Origin of the sequence: Aeromicrobium sp. Root344, assembly GCF_001425755.1 — a bacterium.
Classification (GTDB): Bacteria; Actinomycetota; Actinomycetes; order Propionibacteriales; family Nocardioidaceae; genus Aeromicrobium.
The window spans coordinates 1,766,730-1,787,494 of sequence record NZ_LMDH01000001.1 but is presented as its reverse complement, the minus strand read 5'-3'; the positions used below and the strand labels follow the sequence as shown (position 1 = coordinate 1,787,494).

Here is a 20,765-nt window from a genome sequence, read left to right as displayed (position 1 = left end):
CATCTGGGGGAACCATGTCCTACCCGCCGTACCCCGGCGATCCGCAAGCGGCTGAGGGCTTCCCGCGATACGGGCCGACCGCTGCGCAGCCGCCACTGCCACCCGGGTACTACTACCCTCCGCCGCCCGAGTCGACGCACGGCCTGATGATCGCGGCGATCGTGATGGCCTCGCTCGTCACGGCTGCCCAGGTCATCGAGGCCGGGCTGGCGTGGCCGGCTCGGCACACCTACCTCGAGGCAGCGGCCGACGGGACCCGCGCGTACGACGTCTGGACCCCGTACGACCTGGCAGCGGTTCCCCCGTTCCCTCTGCTCATCGCGGCATACGTCGTCACGTGCCTGTGGCTCTACAAGGTCCGGACCAACTACGAGATCTTCTTCCCCGGGGCCCACCTGGCCCGCAGCAAGGGCTGGGTCTGGGGCAGCTGGGTGTGCCCGGTGGTGAACCTCTGGTTCCCCTTGCAGATCGTCCGCGACATGTCCCGCGATCCGCGTGAGCTCCGTGGCAGCGCCGTGCTCGGCTGGTGGTGGGCCCTGTGGCTGATCACCCGGGTCACCGACCAGATCGGCCCCGCGCTCGTCGGCGGGACGGAGATTGACACGGGGGCGGTCTCGGCGCTGGGGATCATGGAGACGATCGACGCGTCGATCCTCCTCGGTGCCTTCGCGCTCTGGCTGGCGGCGGTCCGACGCATCGGCCGGTTGCAGGACCAGCTGATGGGCGGCGCCGGCTGAGTCAGCGCATGAAGCCCAACGGCGCGTACGAGATGCCCGGGAACACCTTGCTGGTGTCGAGGGCCGGGAACCTGGCTCTCAGGATCTCGGTCAGGACGCTGCGGTAGTCGGTCGTGACGGCGAGGTCCCCGTCGACCTGTGTGCCGGCCGAGAGGCCCGGCCAGCGGGAGTAGAAGCCACCGTTCACTCCCGCGCCGAGCGCGAACACCGCGTTGCCGTAGCCGTGGTCGACGCCGTGCGACCCGTTCTCCTTGAGCCGCCGGCCGAACTCACTGAGGGTGACGACCGTGACGCGGCCGGCATCCAGCCCGAGGTCGAGGAAGAACGCCGCGAGGCACAGCGCCAGGTCCTTGACCGTGTCGTTGACCCGGTAGCCGAGGTCGACGTGGTGGTCCCAGCCGCCCGCGTCCACGGCGACCGCCTTGACCCCGACGTTGGCGCGGATCAAGCCGGCCGTCGACGAGAGCGCCGCGCCGAGCTCGGAGTACTTCGGGTAGAGCACCCCCGCGAGCGGGCCGGCGTTGACCGAGCCCGAGATCGCGACCGCTCGACCTGCCAGGGTGATCGCACCGAGCCCGGCCTCGCCGATCAGTCCGCCCTGGGCGGCGTACTGCGCGTGCAGACTGTCCGAGACCCGTTGCCTCATCACGGGATCCTTCGAGAACGGCATCGCCAGGTCCGAGAAGGCCTCGGTCGCGATCGTCGGCGCCGGCCCGACGAGCGACGTCGGAGTGATGGTGTCGCCGATCTGCATCGCGTCGAACACGTCGGGCGACTCGGCGAGGCCCGACACCATCCGATTGATCCACCCGATGCGAGCAGAGCTGCCGGGATCGGCGTCCTCGAGGGTCTCCATCGCCTCGAAGTGACTGCGGTTGGGGGCGGGCAGACCCACGGCGTGGATGCCGGCGACCTGTCCCAGCAGCCACATCGGACCAAGTGGGGCGAACGAGGGATGCAGGCCGAACGTCGAGTCGGCGTGGAGCAGGGCGTTCTTGGCGATCGCCGTCGTCGGGCGCGCGGTGTAGTAGGCCTCCTCGGCGTGCGGCACCATCATCGACAGCCCGTCGGCGCCGCCACGCAACGAGATCACCACCAGCACGTTGGCGTCGGACGCACCGAAGACCGTCGAGGTGAGCACGTCGCCGAACATCGACGTCGCCACCCCGGCCATCGATGCCAGCCCGGCGGCCTTGAGCAGCGATCGACGACTCACGTCGTAGTCACCGCAGCCGCAGTCGTCGACGGGGTTCATCGCAGCATTCCTTCCGGCGTGTTGAGCACCGCGCCGCGGATGACGACCCAGCCCCAGTCGGTCACCTTGGCCGCCGACGTCACGGCGTACGTCTCGGGCAGGTTGAGCGCCGACGCGACGGCGGCGCGCAGCTGGCCGGACGCCGCACGACCGAGCAGCATCCGCGACTGGTGGTCGACGAGCTGCCCGAGCGTGCACGGCCACTGCGTCGGCAGCTGGTCGGCCCTGGCCGGCAGCGTGACCTCCTGCGAGCCCCACCAGTTGCCGGCGAGGTTGTAGTGCATGTCCCATGAGCGCAGCACGCGCGCCGGCGAGGTCCAGGTCGACGACGTCTCGGGGAACCCGTCCGGCCGTGGCCAGGTGTAGGGGTTCTGGCCCATGTTGTTGCACATCCAGATGATCTTCTGCGCGAACGACTCGCCACTCGACGAGCCGGTGGGTGCCATGCCCAGGACGCGGGCCACGTTGACGACGTCCTCGACGGGTGTGCGCACCTTCTTGCGCTGGGCGGCGAGGAACTCCGGATGCCTGGCGATCGTCCAGAGCGTGGCGCGGATGTCGGTGTCCGACGAGAGGTATGTCTTCGCGACGGCGTTGACGAGGCTGCTCGACGGGGTGTCCGACACGAACCGCACACAGAGCCGGCGGGCGATCCGCTTGGCGGTCGCCGGGTGGCGAGCCAGGTAGTCGAGGTACGCATTGACCGCGGGGCGCCCGTCCGACGAGGAGTTGGCATGCGTGAACCCGAGGATCCGTACGCGGCCCCGATAGTGGTCGGCCCTGGAGTACGACGCCGCGAAGTCGTCGAACACCCGCACCGAGAATCCCGTCAGCAGGCGGGCGGAGTTCTTGACGTCGTCCTCGTCGTAGCCCGACGGCCGGCCCACGGTGTAGAGCTCGAGGAGCTCACGCCCGAGGTTCTCGTTGATGCCGGACCGGGTGTTGGAGCTGTTGTTGAGCCAGCCCGACATCGCCGGGTGCACGATCGTCCCGCGCAGGAGGCTCCGGTACGTGGTGAGCGCCCGCGACCGGATCACGCTGTCGTACGAGTAGCGCCACGGGAACGACCGGTCCTCGCCCATCGGGATGTAGAGCAGGTTGGACCAGAAGTCGGCCATGACCTCCTTCACCTGCCGCCGGCTCAGGATCTTGCGGGCCATCGAGTAGCAGGCGAAGTCGAAGCCGTAGTCCCACGCCGAGCGCTCGTCGGCCTTGACCCGGGCCCACGCAGCGGACGGGGAGTCCTTCAGCCGGGGGTACCACGAGATCACCTCGGCGGACCTGGTGTCCGTGATCGTGCTCCAGGCGAACTGACTGCGCAGCCACGCGTTGGCGGAGCCGGCCGACCGGACGCTTGCTGCGAGGGACTCGTCGACCCCGAAGCTGAACCGGTTGGCGATGTGCTGCCACGTCGACGGCAGCACGGCAGGCGTCACGGCCGCAGACGCGCGTGTGCTCACGGTGCTCCCTCCGTGCGGTCAGTACGAGACCGTGGCGACCACGCTCCGACGGGACTCCCAGCCCATCGGTCGGCCCGACGGCTCTCCCAAACCGGCGGACGGGTCGCCATGACCTGACCTGTCCCAAGACTAGGCACCAAACACGCGGTTGTGCGTGAGTTGGAAAATTCGCCACGCGCCACCGACTAGCATCTGCGCATGACCCCGACGTCCCATGACGGCCCACGGGTGCCGCGCATGGCGGACGTCGCGCAACGTGCCGGGGTCTCGCACCAGACCGTCTCCAGGGTCATCAACGGCATGCCCGGCGTACGCCCGGAGACCCGCGACCGGGTTCTCCAGGCAGCCGAGGAGCTGCGCTACCGGCGCAACCTCGCCGCCCGGCTGCTGGCTTCCAGCCGCTCGCGCACCGTCGGCGTCGTCACGTGGGGCACCGAGCAGTTCGGACCGGCCAACGTCCTGCTGGCGCTCGAAGCGGCGGCGCGCGAGTCCGAGTACCGGCTCGCCACGGTCAACGTCGAGTCGATGTCGCGCGAGGCGTTCCGCGCCGCGGTGACCGACCTGCAGGAACGGGTCGTCGAGGCGATGGTCGTCATCGTGCCGCACGAGACGATCCTGCGAGAGGCGCACTCCCTCGACCTCGACATCCCCACGGTCGTCGTCGAGGGCGACATGTCCCGTACGCCGCTGACTGCCGGCTTCGACAACTTCGAGGGTGGCCGGCTGGCGACACGGCACCTGTTGGAGCTGGGCCACGAGACCGTGATCCACCTGTCCGGCCCCAACGGCTGGGCCGAGGCGCATGCCCGCCGCGACGGCTGGCGCGCCGAGCTGGAGAGCCAGAAGCGCCGCATCCCCCCGCTGCGCTGGGGCGGTGACTGGAGTGCGGCGAGCGGCTACCGCACCGGCTTGTCGCTGGCCCGCGAACGTGACGTCACGGCGATCTTCGTCGGCAACGACCAGATGGCCCTGGGTCTGCTGCGCGCGCTGCGCGAGACCGGGCGCCGCGTCCCCGAGGACGTCAGCGTCGTCGGCTTCGACGACCTGCCCGAGGCGGGCTACTTCCTGCCGCCGCTGACCACGATGCGGCAGGACTTCCCCGCGCTCGGGCAGCGGGTCATGGAGGTGCTCTCCCGAGTCCTCGACGGCGAGAACGAGCCCGCAGTCGACCTCGTGCCGACGACGCTGGTGGTCCGCGAGTCCACCGCTCCGCCCGCCCAGCGCTGACGCCGCAACGGCACAGGATGTCACTCAGGAAAATCTCAGATCGGTCCCTCTGAGGGGTTGACGTGCCTTGTGATCCACAGCACACTACGGTGATGTGAGCGTTCACATGAGCGCTCACATCAAGCCTTTGGAGGAGGGCCTGTTGAGCCAGCGCATGCCCGTTTCCGGCACGACAGGTCCCGTCGTCATCGGCGTCGACTTCGGCACGCAGTCCGGCCGCGCCCTCGTCGTCCGGGTCGCGGACGGCCAGGAGCTGGGCTCCTCGGTCCACCCGTACGCGCACGGCGTGCTCGACCGTGAGCTGCCCGATGGCACGCCGCTGGGTCACGACTGGGCGCTGCAGGTGGCGGCCGACTACCTCGAGGTCCTCGAGGTCGCCGTGCCCCGCGCGCTGGAGCAGGCCGGCATCGACGCCTCGTCCGTCATCGGCATCGCCACGGACTTCACGGCCTGCACCATGGTGCCCACCACCGCGGACGGCACCCCGCTCTCCGAGGTGCCCGGGCTGGCCGGCGAGCCCCATGCGTACGTCAAGCTGTGGCGTCATCACGCCGCACAGGGCCAGGCCGACCGGCTCAACGAGCTGGCGCGCAAGCGTTCCGAGGTCTGGCTCGCCCGATACGGCGGACTGATCTCGTCGGAGTGGGAGTTCGCCAAGGGACTGCAGCTGCTCGAGGAGGCGCCTGAGGTCTACGCCCGCACGGCGCACTTCGTCGAGGCTGCCGACTGGATCGTCTGGCAGCTCTGCGGCACGCTGACCCGCAACGCCTGCAGCGCCGGCTACAAGGGCATCCTGCAGGACGGCACCTACCCGAGCCGCGACTTCCTCGCCGAGCTGCACCCGGGCTTCGCCGACTTCGTCACCGACAAGATCGACCGCCCGCTGGCGGCGCTCGGCGAACGCGTCGGCTCGCTGACCGCGGCGGCTGCGGCGCTCACCGGGTTGCCGCCCGGCATCGCGGTGGCGGCCGGCAACGTCGACGCCCACGTCACCGCGCCCGCAGCGCAGTCGATCGGCCCGGGCCAGATGGTGCTGATCATGGGCACCTCGACCTGCCACGTCATGAACAGCGACGTGCTCCGTGAGGTCCCCGGCATGTGCGGCGTCGTCGAGGGTGGCATCACCCCCGGCCTCTGGGGCTACGAGGCCGGTCAGAGCGGGGTCGGCGACATCTTCGAGTGGTTCACGACGCAGCAGGTGCCGGCCGAGGTCGCCCGCGCGGCCGACGAGGCGGGGGTGACGGTGCACGAGCACCTCAGCCGCCTCGCCGCCCAGCAGGCCGTCGGCGAGCACGGCCTCCTGGCCCTCGACTGGCACAGCGGCAACAGATCGGTGCTGGTCGACCACGACCTGTCCGGGCTCGTCGTCGGACTCACCCTGGCGACGCGTCCTGAGGACGTCTATCGCGCCCTGCTGGAGGCCACGGCGTTCGGCACCAGGCTGATCGTCGAGACGTTCGACGAAGCCGGAGTGCCGGTGCGCGAGATCGTCATCGCCGGCGGGCTGCAGAAGAACGCCCTGCTGATGCAGATCTACGCCGACGTGCTCAACCTGCCGTTGTCGACGATCGGGTCCGAGCAGGGTCCCGCACTCGGCTCCGCGATCCACGCGGCCGTCGCCGCCGGGGCGTACCCCGACGTCCAGGCGGCGTCCGACGCGATGGGCCGGGTCGACCGCGACCGCCACGTCCCGGACCCGGCGCGCGCCCAGGCCTACGACGAGATCTACGCCGACTACCGCGCGCTGCACGACCACTTCGGTCGCGGTGGCGACGACGTGATGCACCGCCTCAAGGCGCGCAAGCGCGAGGCGGCCCGATGAACACCCCACAGACTCGCGCAGGGGCTTTGACGTCTGCGCAGGGAAATGAAGGAAACGGACAGGGACAGCCCCTGCAGTCCGAGCAACGAAGGAGAAAATCAGTGCGAAAGATTCTCGCAACAGTCGCGGGCGCCGCAGTGGCGCTCAGCCTGACGGCGTGCGGCGGCTCCGGTGATGGCGGAGGCGGCGGCGACAAGGGCACCATCGGCGTCGCGATGCCGACCAAGTCGTCGGAGCGCTGGATCGCCGACGGCAACAACATCAAGAAGCAGCTCGAGGCGGCCGGCTACAAGGTCGACCTCCAGTACGCCGAGGACGACATCCCGACCCAGGTCAACCAGGTCGAGAACATGGTCACCAAGGGCGAGAAGATGCTCGTCATCGCGGCGATCGACGGCACGGCGCTCGGCGACACGCTGCAGAAGGCCGAGGACAGCGACATCCCGATCATCGCGTACGACCGCCTGATCCGTGACTCGGAGGCCGTCGACTACTACACGACGTTCGACAACGAGAAGGTCGGCACGCTCCAGGCACAGTCCCTGGTCGACGGCCTCAAGGCCAAGGGCAAGGCGCCCTACAACGTCGAGCTGTTCGCCGGCTCGCCGGACGACAACAACGCGACGTTCTTCTGGAACGGTGCGATGAAGGTCCTGCAGCCCATGATCGACTCCGGCGACATGAAGGTCGTCTCGGGCCAGACCGGCTTCAAGCAGGCCGCGATCCTGCGGTGGGACCCCGCCACGGCGCAGAAGCGCATGGAGGACATCCTGACCAAGAGCTACAGCAGCGAGACGGTCGACGGCGTCCTCTCGCCGTACGACGGACTGTCGCTCGGCATCATCGCGGCGCTCAAGGCCAACGGCTACAGCGGAAGCGGCAAGCCGCTGCCCGTCGTGACCGGCCAGGACGCCGAGGTGCAGTCGGTCAAGTCGATCCTGCAGGGCGAGCAGTACTCGACGATCTTCAAGGACACGCGCGAGCTGGCCAAGGTCACGGTCGCGATGATCAAGGCGATCGGTGCTGACAAGAAGCCCGAGGTCAACGACACGACGACGTACGACAACGGCAAGAAGGTCGTCCCGTCGTTCCTCCTGGACCCGGTGCCCGTCACCAAGGACAGCGTCCAGAAGGTCCTGGTCGACTCCGGCTACTACACGGACGCCGACCTCAAGTGAGACTGTGGGGCGCCCCTTCTGCGTAGGGGCGCCCCGCAGCGCCATCCCCCACCGGACCGACAGGACAACCGCACCATGAAACCTCCGATCCTGGAGATGCGTTCCATCACCAAGGAGTTCCCGGGCGTCATCGCGCTCGACGACGTCAACCTGACCGTCAAGACCGGCGACATCCACGCGATCTGCGGTGAGAACGGCGCCGGCAAGTCCACGCTGATGAAGGTGCTCAGCGGCGTCTACCCGCACGGCTCGTACGACGGTGACATCGTCTTCGAGGACCAGGTCGTGGAGTTCAAGGACATCCGCCAGAGCGAGGCCGCCGGCATCGTCATCATCCACCAGGAGCTCGCGCTGATCCCCGAGCTGTCGATCGCCGAGAACATCTTCCTCGGCAACGAGAACGCGGCCGGCGGCATCATCAGCTGGGACCGCACCAACCGTCAGGCGATCGACCTGCTGGCCCGCGTCGGCCTGGCCGAGAACCCCCTGACGCCGGTCAAGCACCTCGGCGTCGGCAAGCAGCAGCTGGTCGAGATCGCCAAGGCACTGTCCAAGGACGTCAAGCTGCTGATCCTCGACGAGCCGACCGCAGCCCTCAACGACGACGACTCCCAGCACCTGCTCGGGCTGCTCAAGGGCCTGCAGGCCAAGGGCATCACGTCGATCATGATCTCCCACAAGCTCAACGAGATCGAGCAGATCGCCGACGAGATCACGATCCTGCGCGACGGCCGGACGATCGAGACCCTCGCGGTCGCCGAGGACAAGGTCGACCAGGACCGCATCATCCGCGGCATGGTCGGCCGAGACCTCGAGCACCGCTTCCCCGAGCACGAGCCGGAGATCGGCGACGTGCTCCTCGAGGTCCGCAACTGGACCGTCATGCACCCGCTCGACGGCTCCCGGGCCGTCATCAAGGACGCCAACCTCGCGGTGCACCGCGGCGAGATCGTCGGCATCGCCGGGCTCATGGGCGCCGGCCGCACCGAGCTCGCCCGCAGCATCTTCGGGCGGTCGTACGGCAGCCGCATCGACGGCCAGCTGATCCTCGACGGCAAGGAGCTGCACCTCAAGTCGGTGCACGCCGCGATCGACGCCGGCATCGCGTACCTCACCGAGGACCGCAAGGCGCTCGGGCTCAACCTGCTCGACGACATCAAGCGCTCGGTCACGTCAGCCGGCATCGACAAGCTCCGCAAGGGCATGACCGTCGACCAGCGCGAGGAGGTCGTCGTCGCCGAGCGCTACCGCAGCAGCATGAACATCAAGACGCCCAGCGTCAACGAAGGGGTCGCCAAGCTCTCGGGCGGCAACCAGCAGAAGGTCGTGCTGAGCAAGTGGATGTACACCGATCCCCAGGTGCTGATCCTCGACGAGCCGACCCGCGGCATCGACGTCGGCGCGAAGTACGAGATCTACGGCGTCATCCAGCGCCTCGCCAAGCAGGGCCGCGGCATCATCGTCATCTCCTCGGAGCTGCCGGAGCTGCTCGGACTCTGCGACCGCATCTACACGCTCGCCGAGGGCCGCATCACCGGTGAGCTCGACCGCGCGCAAGCCGACCAGGAGACCCTGATGCGCCACATGACCACGACACACGGACAAGAGGTAGGACGATGAGCACCGCAAGCACCATGAAAGGCCTGTTGCGAGGCAATGTGAGGCAGTACGGCATGGTCATCGCCCTGGTGACGATCGTCGTGCTGTTCCAGATCTGGACCGACGGCGTGCTGCTCAAGCCGCTCAACGTCACCAACCTGCTGACCCAGAACGCGGCGATCCTGATCCTCGCGATCGGCATGGTCATGGTCATCATCGCCCGCCACATCGACCTGTCGGTCGGCTCTGTCGCCGCATTCGTCGGCGCCGTGGCGGCGATCATGATGACCAAGTGGGACATGCCCTGGCCCATCGCGGTGATCCTGTGCCTGCTGCTCGGCGCGGCGATCGGCGCGTGGCACGGGTTCTGGGTCGCGTACGTCGGCATCCCCGCCTTCATCGTCACGCTCGCGAGCATGCTGCTGTTCCGCGGCCTGACGCTCGTCGTGCTCGACGGCGCGACGGTCGGCAACCTGCCGGGCGGCTTCGAGTCGATGGGCAACGGGTTCCTGCCCGAGGTCGGGCCCGACACCGGGCTGGCCAACCTGACGCTCGTGATCGCGTTCCTGCTCGCCGCGTTCCTCGTGTTCCTCGAGTTCCGCAAGCGCTCGTCGGCACTCCGCTACAACTTCGAGGTCCTGCCCCTGCCGCTGTTCTACGCCAAGCTGATCGTGATCGTCGCGGCGATCTTCGGCTTCTCGTACGTCCTCGCGCAGTACCGCGGCCTGCCCGTCGTCGGCCTGATCCTGTTCGTCCTGATCGGCATCTACAGCTTCGTCATGGAGCGCACCGTGGTCGGCCGGCACATCTACGCGATCGGCGGCAACGTCGACGCGGCCACGATGTCGGGCGTACGCACGCGCCGCGTCGACTTCCTCGTGATGACCAACATGGGACTGCTCGCCGCGCTGGCCGGCATGGTCACCGCGGCACGCCTCACCGCAGCCAACCCCAAGGCCGGCACCAACTTCGAGCTCGACGCGATCGCCGCGGCGTTCATCGGTGGTGCCGCCGTCACGGGTGGCGTCGGCACGGTGGTGGGCGCCATCATCGGTGGCTTCGTCATGGGTGTGCTCAACAACGGCATGTCGCTCCGCGGCATCTCGATCGACTGGCAGCAGGTCGTCAAGGGCCTCGTGCTGCTGGCCGCCGTCGCGTTCGACGTCTGGAACAAGAAGCGGACGTCGGTCGGCGGTGGTGCAGGGTCCGAGGACGCGTCCGCGACGGCGCCACCACCTGACGACCTGGTCGAGGAGATACAGCAGGCAGAGGTGCCGGGGACCGAAGAGGTCCGCACCTAGGCACCTAGGATCGGGCGCATGAGGACGTCCAGCGCGCGCCTGTCAGGTCTCGGCACCACGATCTTCGCCGAGATGAGTGCGCTCGCGCTGCGGACCGGCGCGGTCAACCTCGGCCAGGGCTTTCCGGACACGGACGGCCCGGCCGAGGTGATCGAGGTCGCGGTGGACGCCCTGCGGGGCGGCCGCAACCAGTACGCCCCCGGCACCGGAGTGCCGGAGCTGCGGCACGCGATCGCGGCCCACCAGAAGCGCTTCTACGGAGTGGACGTCGACCCCGACACCGAGGTCGGCGTCACCACCGGCGCGACCGAGGCCATCGCCTCGGCGCTGCTCGGGCTGGTCGACCCGGGCGACGAGGTCATCGTCCTCGAGCCCTACTACGACTCGTACGTCGCGGTGATCCAGATGGCCGGTGGGGTGCGCCGGCCCGTGACGTTGCGGGCGCCGGACTTCCGGCTGCCGGTCGACGAGCTGCGGGCCGCGGTGTCGCCGCGGACGACCGCGATCCTGCTCAACTCGCCGCACAACCCGACGGGCACGGTGCTGCGCCGCGAGGAGCTCGACGCGATCGCCGCCGTGGCGATCGAGCACGACCTCGTGGTGATCAGCGACGAGGTCTACGAGCACCTCACGTTCGACGGCATCCCGCACCTCCCGATCTCGACGCTGCCCGGCATGGTCGGACGTACGCTCACGATCTCCAGCGGCGGCAAGAGCTTCTCGTTCACGGGCTGGAAGATCGGGTGGGCCACCGGGCCGGCGTCGCTCGTGCAGGCGATGATCGGCGCCAAGCAGTTCCTCACGTACACGTCGGGCTCGCCCCTGCAGCCGGCCATCGCCCACGCGCTCGGCGCCGACGACGCGTACTTCGACACGTTCCGCAACCGGCTGCAGTCGCAGCGAGACCTGTTGTGCGACGGGCTCGCCGAGATCGGGTTCGAGGTGTTCGTGCCGGAGGGCACCTACTTCGCGACGACCGACATCAGGCCGTTGGGCTTCGCTGACGGGGTGGAGTTCTGCCGCACGCTGCCCGGGCTCGCCGGCGTCGTCGCGATCCCGCACCAGGTGTTCTACGACGACGTCGACGCGGGCCGTCCCCTGGTCCGCTGGGCCTTCTGCAAACGCCCGGAGATCATCGAAGAGGCGCTGAAGCGCCTGAAAGTCCTGCGCCCCCCAGTTTTGTGACGAAACTCGTCACCACCGACGTACCGGGTGACGAGTTCCGTCACAAAACTTGGCGGTATGCGGGGGCTCTGGAGGTGCTGCCCTCGGCGCCCTTCCTCAACATCGGGAGGACCCTCGGGCGGACCAGCTCCGACAGCACGATGACGCTGGTCGAGCGCACGACCGAGCCCGACTTGCTGATGTGCAGCAGCGTCGCCTGCAGGTCCTCGTGCGAGGTCGCGGCGATCTTGCACACCACGTCAGCCGTGCCGCTCGTGACGTAGGCCTCGAGCACGTTGGGCAACGAGTCGAGCTCGTCGGTGACGGCGTCGAGCGATCCCTGCGCGATCTCGAGCGTCACGAACGCCAGCACCGGATGGCCGGCGGCGACGAGGTCGACGTCGGGGCCGTAGCCGGTGATGACCCCGGTGCGCTCCAGCTTGGCGAGCCGGGACTGCACCGTCGCGCGGGCGACCTGGGTGATGCGGGACAGCTCGAGGTCGCCGACGCGCGGATGTTCGCGCATCGCCTCCACCAGTGCGATGTCGAGCTGGTCCAAGATCGCCTCCGAAGTATGCAGATTGCCGAGGTATCTCTCAGACTACCGGCCTCATGTAGCACAAGTGACCACCGACGACTGCATCGCTTGCCCATCTCGCCATGATGCGTTGATGTGGGTCCCATGACCCTCGACCTGACTGACGCGGAACGTCTTGCCCACCTCGATCTCGACCAGCTCAAGCAGCTCGTCGGCCTCGTCGAGTACGACACCACGACCGACCCGTTCCCGGTCACCGGTTGGGATGCCGTCGTGTGGGCCGTCGGCAACGCCACGCAGGCCGCGCACTTCTACCAGTCCGCGTTCGGCATGGACCTCGTCGCCTATTCCGGCCCCGAGACCGGCAACCGCGACCACCATGCGTACGTCATGGAGAGCGGGGCCGTGCGGTTCGTCCTCAAGGGCGGCGTCGACCCCGACAGCCCGATCCTCGACCACCACCGCGCGCACGGCGACGGTGTCATCGACATCGCCCTCGAGGTGCCCGACGTCGACACGTGCATCGACCATGCCCGCGCCCAGGGCGCGACGATCCTCGAGGAGCCGCACGACCTGACCGACGAGCACGGCACGGTGCGTCTCGCGGCGATCGCGGCGTACGGCGAGACGCGCCACACCCTCGTCGACCGCCACGCGTACACCGGCGCCTACCTGCCCGGCTACGTCGAGCGGCGCTCGACCTACGCACGTCCCGCTGACGCGCCGAAGCGGATCTTCCAGGCCCTCGACCACGTCGTGGGCAACGTCGAGCTGGGCCACATGGACGAGTGGGTCGACTTCTACAACCGCATCATGGGCTTCACCAACATGGCCGAGTTCATCGGCGACGACATCGCGACCGAGTACAGCGCGCTGATGAGCAAGGTCGTGGCCAGCGGCAACCATCGCGTGAAGTTCCCGCTCAACGAGCCGGCCATCGGCAAGCGCAAGTCGCAGATCGACGAGTACCTCGAGTTCTACCGTGGCCCCGGCGCGCAGCACCTCGCGCTTGCGACCAACGACATCCTCGACACCGTCGACCGGCTCCGCGCGGCGGGCATCCAGTTCCTCGACACCCCGGAGTCGTACTACACCGACCCTGAGCTGCGTGAGCGCATCGGCAACGTCCGCGTGCCGATCGAGGAGCTGCAGAAGCGCGGGATCCTCGTCGATCGCGACGAGGACGGATACCTCCTCCAGATCTTCACCAAGCCGATCGGCGACCGGCCGACGGTGTTCTTCGAGCTCATCGAGCGGCACGGCTCGCTCGGCTTCGGCAAGGGCAACTTCCAGGCGCTGTTCGAGGCGATCGAGCGGGAGCAGGCGCTGCGCGGCAACTTCTGAACGCCTCGCGCCCTTGCGGATTTGGGCTGCCGCGACACACTCGAAGGTGAGACGTGTCATGCGGATCGGGGGAAGGGCAGAGCCATGGAAACGATGTCGAACCTTGAGATGGTGGTCGGAGCGCTCGTCGAGGTGCTCGCGCTCCTGATCGCGTGGGCGATCTATCCGCTCGTCGAGCGCCGCCAGTCCCGCCGCAACTGACCGCCGTCCTACTTCTCGCTGTCGAGCATCGCCATCTGCTCGGCGGCGTAGCGGGTGCCGGCGACCTGGTCGAGCGGAATCGCGGCCTCGATCGCCGCGAGCTGCTCGTCGGTCAGCGTCACCGCGGCGGCGCCGAGTGTCTCGGCGAGCCGCTCACGCGTACGGGCGCCGACGACGGGGACGATGTCGTCACCGCGGGAGGCGACCCAGGCGATCGCGGCTTGCGCCACGGTGATCCCGGCGTCCGACGCGACACCGCGCAGCGCCTCGACGAGCCCGAGGTTGCGGGTGAGGTTCTCGCCCTGGAATCGCGGAGTGTGCGAACGGAAGTCAGAGACCGTCACCTGGTCGGGTGCGTAGTGGCCGCTGATCAGGCCACGGGACAACACGCCGTACGCCGTGACGCCGATGCCGAGCTCGCGGCAGGTGTCGAGGATCTCGCCCTCGAGGCCACGGGAGATCAACGAGTACTCGATCTGCAGGTCGGCGATGGGGTGCACCGCGTGGGCGCGGCGGATCGTCTCGGCGCCGACCTCGGACAGACCGATGTGCCGGACGTACCCCGCCTCGATCATCTCGGCGATCGCCCCGACGGTGTCCTCGATCGGCACGTCGGGGTCGAGGCGCGCCGGCCGGTAGATGTCGATGTGGTCCGTGCCGAGGCGCTGGAGCGAGTACGCGAGCCAGGTCTTCACGGCGCCGGGCCGCGCGTCGAAGCCGTACCAGCCGCCGTCGGGACCACGGAGGGCGCCGAACTTGACGCTGATGTCGACGGTGTCACGGTCGCGGCCCGTCAGCGCCTCGGCCAGCAGCAGCTCGTTGTGCCCCATGCCGTAGAAGTCGCCCGTGTCGAGCAGCGTCACGCCGGCATCGAGCGCCGCGTGGATCGTCGCGATGCTCTCGTCGCGGTCGGTGGGCCCGTACAGAGCCGACATCCCCATGAGGCCGAGCCCGATCGCGGGGGTCGAGCCGAGGGTGCCAAGGGTCTTGGTGGTCAGTGTCGAAGTCGTCATGCGTCCAGCCTGCGTCGGGCTCCGCGACCGCAAAAGAGGAGCGTTCAGCCACGGACTGCCGATCCCTGTTTACGGTTGCGAGCGCGCGCGATGATGGAGGCATGGATCGCAGCTCGCTCGCCGACTTCCTCCGCCGCCGTCGTGAGGCACTGCAGCCCGCCGACGTCGGCCTCTCGGTCGGACCGCGTCGCCGCGCGGCCGGGCTCCGTCGCGAAGAGGTGGCCCACCTGACCGGGATGTCGGTGGACTACTACGCCCGGCTCGAGCAGGCTCGCAGCCCACAGCCATCGGTCCAGATGCTGCGCGCCCTCGCCCGTACGCTCCGCCTGTCCGACGACGAGACCGACCACCTCTATCGGCTGGCGGGCCACGCGGCGCCGGATCGCAGCGCCTCCTCGACGTACGTGCGCCCGGTGCTGCTTCGGGTCATCGACCAGCTCGAGGACTGTGCCGCATTCGTGATCTCCGACCTCGGCGTGGTGCTGGCGCAGAACCGGATGTCGCGGCTCCTGCAGGGCGATCGCAGCGGGCTCACCGGGGTCGAGGCGAGCTGGACCTGGCGCTGGTTCGCCGAGCCCGAGACCAGAGCCGTGCCGCCGGAGGAGCAGGCCGAGCACAGCCGCATCCGCGTCGCGGAGGTCCGTGCCACGTGGTCACGGCGGCCCAAGGACCCGGACGTGGTCGCGCTGCTCGACGCACTTCTGGCGACCGGCGAGGAGTTCACGGCGCTCTGGGAGCGCCACGAGGTCGGGCTCCGGCACCCCATGACGAAACGACTGATCCACCCGCGGGTGGGCCTCCTCGAGGTCGACTGCGAGACCATGGCCACGGCCGAGGAGGGCCAGAGCCTGGTGATCCTGAGCGCCGCGCCCGGCACCGAGACGTACGGCAAGCTCGAGCTGCTCAGGGTGCTGGGCGAGCAGGACGTCGCGGTCACGAAGTAGCCTCGCAAGGTGCCTGAGTTCACCGGATTCCCTGTCGAGGCCCTCGACTTCTACGACGACCTCGAGATGGACAACACCAAGACCTACTGGGAAGCCCACCGGCAGACGTACGACGCGGCGGTGGCCGCTCCCATGAAGGCACTCGTCGCCGGGCTGGCCGACGAGTTCGGCGATGCCAAGGTCTTCCGGCCCTATCGCGACGTGCGGTTCGCCAAGGACAAGACGCCCTACAAGACACACCAGGGCGCCTTCGTGCCCAAGGGCCCGTCGACCGGCTACTACGTGCAGGTCGGCGCTCCCGGCGTACGCGTCGGAGTCGGGTTCTACGAGGCGTCGTCGCCCCGGCTCGCGAGCATCCGCGACGCGATCGTCGACAAGCGGCGCGGCGGCGAGCTCGAGGACATCCTCGCGACGATGCAGGCGACCGGCTGGGAGCTCGGCGGCGACCGGCTCAAGACCGCTCCGCGAGGCTTCGACGTCGACCACCCGCGCATCGAGCTCCTGCGCCACAAGTCGATGACGCTCGGCAAGAGCTACGGCTTCGAGCCGTTCATCCACACGCCCGAGCTGCTCGAGCGCGTACGTGCCGACTGGCGCGAGGCGACGCCGTTCGTCGAGTGGGTCCTGCACCACGCCAAGGGCTAGTCAGCCCGCCGACTTTTGAAGCATTGCGCAGGAAAAGCCGCGCTTGAACCTGCGCAACGCTTCAAAAGTTGGCTGTCGGCCGGGTCAGACGTGGACCGCCCGCATGCCGGCCTCGTCGTAGCGTTCGCCCTGGGTGACGCCGACGGGCGCCGCATCGGCGAGCGCCGTCAGGTCCGCGTCGGACAGCTCCACGTCGACCGCGGCGACGTTCTCCTCCAGGTACGTCCGACGCTTCGTGCCGGGGATCGCGACGACTCCGTCCTGGTGCACGACCCAGGCCAGGGCGAGCTGGCCCGGCGTCACCCCCTTGGCACCCGCAAGGGCTCGCACCTTGTCGACGACCGCGAGGTTGTGCGTCAGGTTCGACTCACCGAAGCGCGGCATGTTGCGCCGCCAGTCGTCCGCCGGCAGGTCGTCGGGTGATGCGATGGCACCGGTCAGCACGCCGCGACCCAGTGGTGAGTACGCGACGAACTCGATGCCGAGCTCCCGCGTCGTGTCGAGCACGCCGTTGACCTCAGGGCTGCGCTCGAACAGCGAGTACTCCGTCTGGACCGCGGTGATCGGGTGCGTCGCGTGCGCGCGCCGGATCGTCTCGGGCGCCGCTTCGGACAGCCCGAGGTAGCGGACCTTGCCCTCGGTGACGAACTCGGCCATCGCACCGACGGTCTCCTCGATCGGCACGTTCGGGTCGACCCGGTGCAGGTAGTAGAGGTCGATCGTCTCCATGCCGAGGTTCTTCAGCGAGCGCTCCACCGCCTTGCGGGCGTACGCCGGGCTGCCGTCGGGCGGCCCCATCGTGCCGTCGTCCTCGATGTGGGTGGCGAACTTGGTCGCGATCGCGTACTCGTCACGGCGGCTGCCGATCGCGCGCCCGATGAGCCGCTCGTTGAGGAACGGGCCGTAGATCTCGGCCGTGTCGATCATCGTGACACCGAGGTCGAGCGCGCGGTTGAGAGTCGCGGTCGACTCCGTGTCGTCACGGTCTCCGTAGAACGCCGACATCCCCATCGCGCCGAGTCCCTCGACGCTGGCCTCGAGGCCTTGGGCGCCCCATGCGGTGGTCTTCATCCGTTCACCAGCTCCTTGTAGTAAGTGATCTTGCGGTTGATCGCGTCGAGGTGGGTCTGCACCTCGTTCAGCTCCTCGAGCACGTGCTCGCGATGCGCCTCGAGGATCGCGAGCCGTTGCGCCTCGCTGCCCTCGGTGCGGTAGAGGTCGACGAAGCGGCGGATGTCGCGGATCGGCATGCCGGTGCGGCGCAGCATGACGAGCGTGCCGAGCCACCGCACGTCCTCCTCGGTGTAGCGACGCTGCCCGGACGCGGACCGCCCCGGGCGGCGGAGGGACAAGCCCTCCTTCTCGTAGTAGCGCAGGGTGTCGACGGTTAGCCCGCTCAGCTCGGCGGCCGCGCTGATCGTCACGCCCCCGGCGGGAACCTCTGTCACAGTCATGCGTTCAGCATGAACCCTGGAGCGCACTCCAGGTCAAATCCTTTCGACCGGCTCAAGGAGCGGCAGCGGGATGCGATCATGGTGGCGTGGCGAACGAGGACCTCGTCCTGCTCCGCAGGGCACGCGACACGATGGACCGCGAGTATGCGAAGCCGCTCGACGTCGAGGCCCTGGCCCGGGTCGCCCTGATGTCGCCCGGCCACTTCTCGCGCAGCTTCCGCGCTGCGTTCGGCGAGACGCCGTACGGCTATCTCATGACCCGGCGCATCGAGCGGGCCATGGCCCTGCTCCGGCGGGGCGACCTCTCCGTCACGGAGGTCTGCTTCGAGGTCGGTTGCGCCTCGCTCGGCACGTTCAGCACCCGGTTCTCCGAGCTCGTCGGCGAGAGCCCGAGTGCCTATCGGGCCCGCGACCACGGGGACGACGAGGGCGTGCCGGCGTGCATCGCCAAGGTGCTGACCCGGCCGCTGCGCCGCTGACTGCTACCGAGAAGTAATTTAGGTCTTCCCAAAGTGTGACGTGCGCCACTAGGTTCGATCCGGACCCGCTGGGTCGGAGGGAGCACGTCCGCCTAGGAGGCACCGCATGTCGCTGGTCACCCGAGCACGTCCACTCCTCGTCGCGTTGAGTCTCGCGTTCGCCACCCTCACCGTCGTGGCCGCACCGGCCCATGCCGACGGTCCCGGCAGCGGGACCCCGTACGTCGTGTCGGTCGGCGACTCCTACATCTCCGGTGAGGCCGGGCGCTGGGCTGGCTCGTCCAACGACAGCTCGGCGCGGTCGGACGCGGGCGGCGGCACCGCGTACTTCGACAACGCCTCCAACACCGCCGAGCAGATCAACCGGTGCCACCGCAGCAAGAGCGCCGAGATCTACATCGGCGGCGGCGTGCAGGGTCTCAACCTCGCGTGCTCGGGCGCCAAGACCGCGACGTCGGACGGCAGCGACTTCAAGCCCGGACTCGACTTCTACGACAACGGCGCCGGCAAGCAGGGCCAGGCCCTGATGCTGCAGCAGTTCGCCGCGACCCACAACGTCAGGATGGTCGCGGTGTCGATCGGGGGCAACGACTTCAACTTCGCGAGCGTCGTGCAGTCGTGCGTCACCGACTTCCTGACGTCGCCGAGCTGGTGGAAGGACTACTGCAAGGACGACAGCAGCGTCGTCGCCAACTTCACGACCAGCAACGTCTCCCTGGTGAAGACGCGGATCGCGAACGCGTACGCCAATGTCCGGACCGCGATGCGCAACGCCGGCTATGCCGACAGCTCGTGGACGCTGCTGGTGCAGAACTACCCGTCGCCGGTGCCGAACGGCTCGGGGTTCCGCTACAGCGAGAGCGGCTACACGCGGCAGAACACCGGCGGCTGTGGCTTCTGGAACGCCGACGCCGACTGGGCCAACAACACCGCTCTCCCGACGATCAACAGCACCGTGACCGGCGCGATCAGCCAGGCCGGGATCACGAACGCCAGGACGCTCAACCTGTCGTCGACGTTCAACGGCCGGCGGCTGTGCGAGGGCGGGGTCGGCCTCTACGAGGAGGTCGGCCTGGCCAATTGGACGGCGCCGACGGCGGTCGACCGTACGGAGTGGGTCAACCAGATCCGCACCGTGACGACCGCCGGCAGCAGCCCGTACTACATCCAGGAGTCGCTGCACCCCAACTACTGGGGCCAGCTCGCGACCCGCTCGTGCGTCCGCCAGGCCTACAACGCCGGCGCGCCCAGGAGCGGGTCCTGTGTGCGTACGGGCACCGGGCTCACCTCGGCCGGCGAACCCCGGATGACCCTGCAGTAGGAGCTAGCTCGTGCGGGTCGGGTCGGGGCCGACCTGCACGAGCAGCTTGCCGAAGTTCCTGCCCTTGAGCAGGCCGACCAGCGCCTCAGGTGCGTTCTCGAGCCCGTCGACGACGTCCTCGCGATGGCGCAGCGAGCCGTCGCGCAACCAGCCGGCAGCGTCCGCCTGGAACGCCGTCTGGTGCGTCGTGACGAACTCGGTCTGGATGAAGCCGCGCACCGTGAGGCCCTTGGTCAGGATCGAGGTCATCAGTCGCACCGACCGGTCCGGGCCGGCCGGCGGCTCAGTCTCGTTGTAGTGCGCGACGAGCCCGCACACCGGCACCCTGGCGTACGTGTTGAGGCGCGGCAGGACGGCGTCCCACACGTGCCCACCGACGTTCTCGAAGTAGACGTCGATGCCGTCGGGCACGGCGGCCTTGAGATCATCAGCGAAGGTCGGCGAGCGGTGATCGAGCGCCACGTCGAAGCCGAGCTCCTCGAGCCAGGCCACCTTGGCGGGACCGCCCGCGATGCCGACCGCACGAGCGCCCTTGATGCGCGCGATCTGACCGACGGCCGAGCCGACCGGTCCGGCCGCCGCGGCCACCACGACGGTCTCGCCCGGCTGGGGCCGGCCGATCTCGAGCAGTCCGGCGTACGCCGTGAAGCCCGGCATTCCGAGCACCCCCAGCGCGGTCGAGACCGGCGCCTGGGTGGGATCGAGCTTGCGCACGTGCGAGGCCGACGCCACGCCGTACGTCTGCCAGCCGCCGTAGGCCAGCACGATGTCGCCCGGTCGGAGCGAGTCGGCACGCGACTCGACGACCTCGGCGACGATCCCACCCTGCATCGGCTCGCCGACCTCGAACGGTGCAGCGTACGACTTGGCGGCGCTCATGCGGCCGCGCATGTAGGGGTCGAGCGACAAGTAGATCGTGCGGAGCAGGACCTCACCTTCACCGGGTGCGGGGATCGAGGCGGACTCGATCGTGAAGTTGTCCGAGGTCGGCTCGCCGTGAGGGCGGGAGGCCAGCAGGACGCGGGTGTTCTGCGCTGTGTCAGTCATCAAGGTCGACCGTACCGGCGGCTCCCAGCCGGCCTG

Annotated in this window: 19 protein-coding genes; 12 read left to right on the top strand and 7 right to left on the bottom strand. The window is 68.9% G+C overall.

Features of this window, described 5'->3' with window-relative positions; translation table 11 throughout:
* Positions 1-14: 14 nt before the first annotated feature.
* A complete protein-coding gene (locus tag ASC61_RS08810; protein ID WP_056211043.1) occupies positions 15-737 on the top strand; it encodes a DUF4328 domain-containing protein in 723 nt (240 codons plus the stop codon).
* A gap of 1 nt (position 738) precedes the next feature.
* Here the strand turns inward: ASC61_RS08810 and ASC61_RS08805 are convergent, their stop codons facing one another.
* Together ASC61_RS08805 and ASC61_RS08800 are read right to left on the bottom strand one after the other, a co-directional pair.
* Positions 739-1,992, bottom strand: coding sequence for a DUF1501 domain-containing protein (locus tag ASC61_RS08805; RefSeq protein ID WP_056211041.1), 1,254 nt, complete (start codon positions 1,990-1,992; stop codon positions 739-741).
* Entirely contained in the window at positions 1,989-3,452 is a 1,464-nt protein-coding gene (locus ASC61_RS08800; protein ID WP_082530545.1) for a DUF1800 domain-containing protein, read from the bottom strand. Before ASC61_RS08800 ends, ASC61_RS08805 begins: the two co-directional genes overlap by 4 nt.
* Before the next feature lie 198 nt (positions 3,453-3,650).
* Between ASC61_RS08800 and ASC61_RS08795 the strand changes: the two genes are divergently transcribed.
* The 6 genes from ASC61_RS08795 to ASC61_RS08770 all read left to right on the top strand — a co-directional run bounded on the left by ASC61_RS08795 (position 3,651) and on the right by ASC61_RS08770 (position 11,764).
* Entirely contained in the window at positions 3,651-4,679 is a 1,029-nt protein-coding gene (locus ASC61_RS08795) for a LacI family DNA-binding transcriptional regulator (protein ID WP_056211037.1), read from the top strand.
* Between the two features lie 154 nt (positions 4,680-4,833).
* Positions 4,834-6,501: a ribulokinase gene (gene araB / locus ASC61_RS08790; RefSeq protein WP_056211035.1), complete on the top strand. Its 1,668-nt coding sequence runs from the start codon at positions 4,834-4,836 to the stop codon at positions 6,499-6,501.
* 101 nt (positions 6,502-6,602) lie between these two features.
* Positions 6,603-7,679 carry a multiple monosaccharide ABC transporter substrate-binding protein gene (gene chvE / locus ASC61_RS08785; protein WP_056211033.1) on the top strand — a complete coding sequence of 359 codons (1,077 nt, stop codon included), beginning with the start codon at positions 6,603-6,605 and terminating at the stop codon, positions 7,677-7,679.
* A gap of 96 nt (positions 7,680-7,775) precedes the next feature.
* Positions 7,776-9,299, top strand: coding sequence for a multiple monosaccharide ABC transporter ATP-binding protein (gene mmsA / locus ASC61_RS08780; RefSeq protein ID WP_327019491.1), 1,524 nt, complete (start codon positions 7,776-7,778; stop codon positions 9,297-9,299).
* The gene (mmsB, locus tag ASC61_RS08775) at positions 9,296-10,579 is read left to right on the top strand and encodes a multiple monosaccharide ABC transporter permease (RefSeq protein WP_056211029.1); all 1,284 of its coding nucleotides are present in this window, start codon (positions 9,296-9,298) and stop codon (positions 10,577-10,579) included. The genes mmsA and mmsB overlap by 4 nt, the downstream gene beginning before the upstream one ends.
* Positions 10,580-10,597: 18 nt before the next feature.
* Positions 10,598-11,764 carry a pyridoxal phosphate-dependent aminotransferase gene (locus ASC61_RS08770; RefSeq protein ID WP_056211027.1) on the top strand — a complete coding sequence of 389 codons (1,167 nt, stop codon included), beginning with the start codon at positions 10,598-10,600 and terminating at the stop codon, positions 11,762-11,764.
* Between the two features lie 40 nt (positions 11,765-11,804).
* On the opposite strand, the gene ASC61_RS08765 is transcribed toward ASC61_RS08770, so the two are convergent.
* A complete protein-coding gene (locus ASC61_RS08765) occupies positions 11,805-12,302 on the bottom strand; it encodes an Lrp/AsnC family transcriptional regulator (RefSeq protein ID WP_235503520.1) in 498 nt (165 codons plus the stop codon).
* Positions 12,303-12,425: 123 nt separating this feature from the next.
* Here ASC61_RS08765 and hppD point away from each other — a divergent pair, with 123 nt between their 5' ends.
* Complete coding sequence (gene hppD / locus ASC61_RS08760) at positions 12,426-13,625, top strand: 4-hydroxyphenylpyruvate dioxygenase (RefSeq protein WP_056211025.1); 1,200 nt, start codon at positions 12,426-12,428, stop codon at positions 13,623-13,625.
* 209 nt (positions 13,626-13,834) lie between these two features.
* On the opposite strand, the gene ASC61_RS08755 is transcribed toward hppD, so the two are convergent.
* On the bottom strand, positions 13,835-14,839 hold the full coding sequence (locus tag ASC61_RS08755; protein ID WP_056211023.1) for an aldo/keto reductase: 1,005 nt from the start codon (positions 14,837-14,839) through the stop codon (positions 13,835-13,837).
* A 101-nt stretch (positions 14,840-14,940) separates the two neighbouring features.
* Here ASC61_RS08755 and ASC61_RS08750 point away from each other — a divergent pair, with 101 nt between their 5' ends.
* Entirely contained in the window at positions 14,941-15,783 is an 843-nt protein-coding gene (locus ASC61_RS08750; protein ID WP_056211021.1) for a helix-turn-helix transcriptional regulator, read from the top strand.
* A 9-nt stretch (positions 15,784-15,792) separates the two neighbouring features.
* The gene (locus ASC61_RS08745; protein ID WP_268750610.1) at positions 15,793-16,428 is read left to right on the top strand and encodes a DUF2461 domain-containing protein; all 636 of its coding nucleotides are present in this window, start codon (positions 15,793-15,795) and stop codon (positions 16,426-16,428) included.
* 84 nt (positions 16,429-16,512) lie between these two features.
* Here the strand turns inward: ASC61_RS08745 and ASC61_RS08740 are convergent, their stop codons facing one another.
* Both ASC61_RS08740 and ASC61_RS08735 read right to left on the bottom strand, forming a co-directional pair.
* Positions 16,513-17,499 carry an aldo/keto reductase gene (locus ASC61_RS08740; RefSeq protein WP_056211019.1) on the bottom strand — a complete coding sequence of 329 codons (987 nt, stop codon included), beginning with the start codon at positions 17,497-17,499 and terminating at the stop codon, positions 16,513-16,515.
* A complete protein-coding gene (locus ASC61_RS08735; RefSeq protein WP_056211017.1) occupies positions 17,496-17,882 on the bottom strand; it encodes a MerR family transcriptional regulator in 387 nt (128 codons plus the stop codon). The genes ASC61_RS08740 and ASC61_RS08735 overlap by 4 nt, the downstream gene beginning before the upstream one ends.
* A 131-nt stretch (positions 17,883-18,013) precedes the next feature.
* Here ASC61_RS08735 and ASC61_RS08730 point away from each other — a divergent pair, with 131 nt between their 5' ends.
* Both ASC61_RS08730 and ASC61_RS08725 read left to right on the top strand, forming a co-directional pair.
* Positions 18,014-18,361 (top strand): helix-turn-helix transcriptional regulator, encoded by a 348-nt coding sequence (locus ASC61_RS08730; protein WP_056215475.1) that lies wholly within the window; start codon positions 18,014-18,016, stop codon positions 18,359-18,361.
* Positions 18,362-18,467: 106 nt separating this feature from the next.
* Positions 18,468-19,682, top strand: a complete 1,215-nt coding sequence (locus ASC61_RS08725) for a hypothetical protein (RefSeq protein ID WP_056211016.1) — start codon at positions 18,468-18,470, stop codon at positions 19,680-19,682.
* A 3-nt stretch (positions 19,683-19,685) separates the two neighbouring features.
* Here the strand turns inward: ASC61_RS08725 and ASC61_RS08720 are convergent, their stop codons facing one another.
* On the bottom strand, positions 19,686-20,729 hold the full coding sequence (locus ASC61_RS08720) for an NADP-dependent oxidoreductase (RefSeq protein WP_056211014.1): 1,044 nt from the start codon (positions 20,727-20,729) through the stop codon (positions 19,686-19,688).
* Positions 20,730-20,765: the final 36 nt, after the last annotated feature.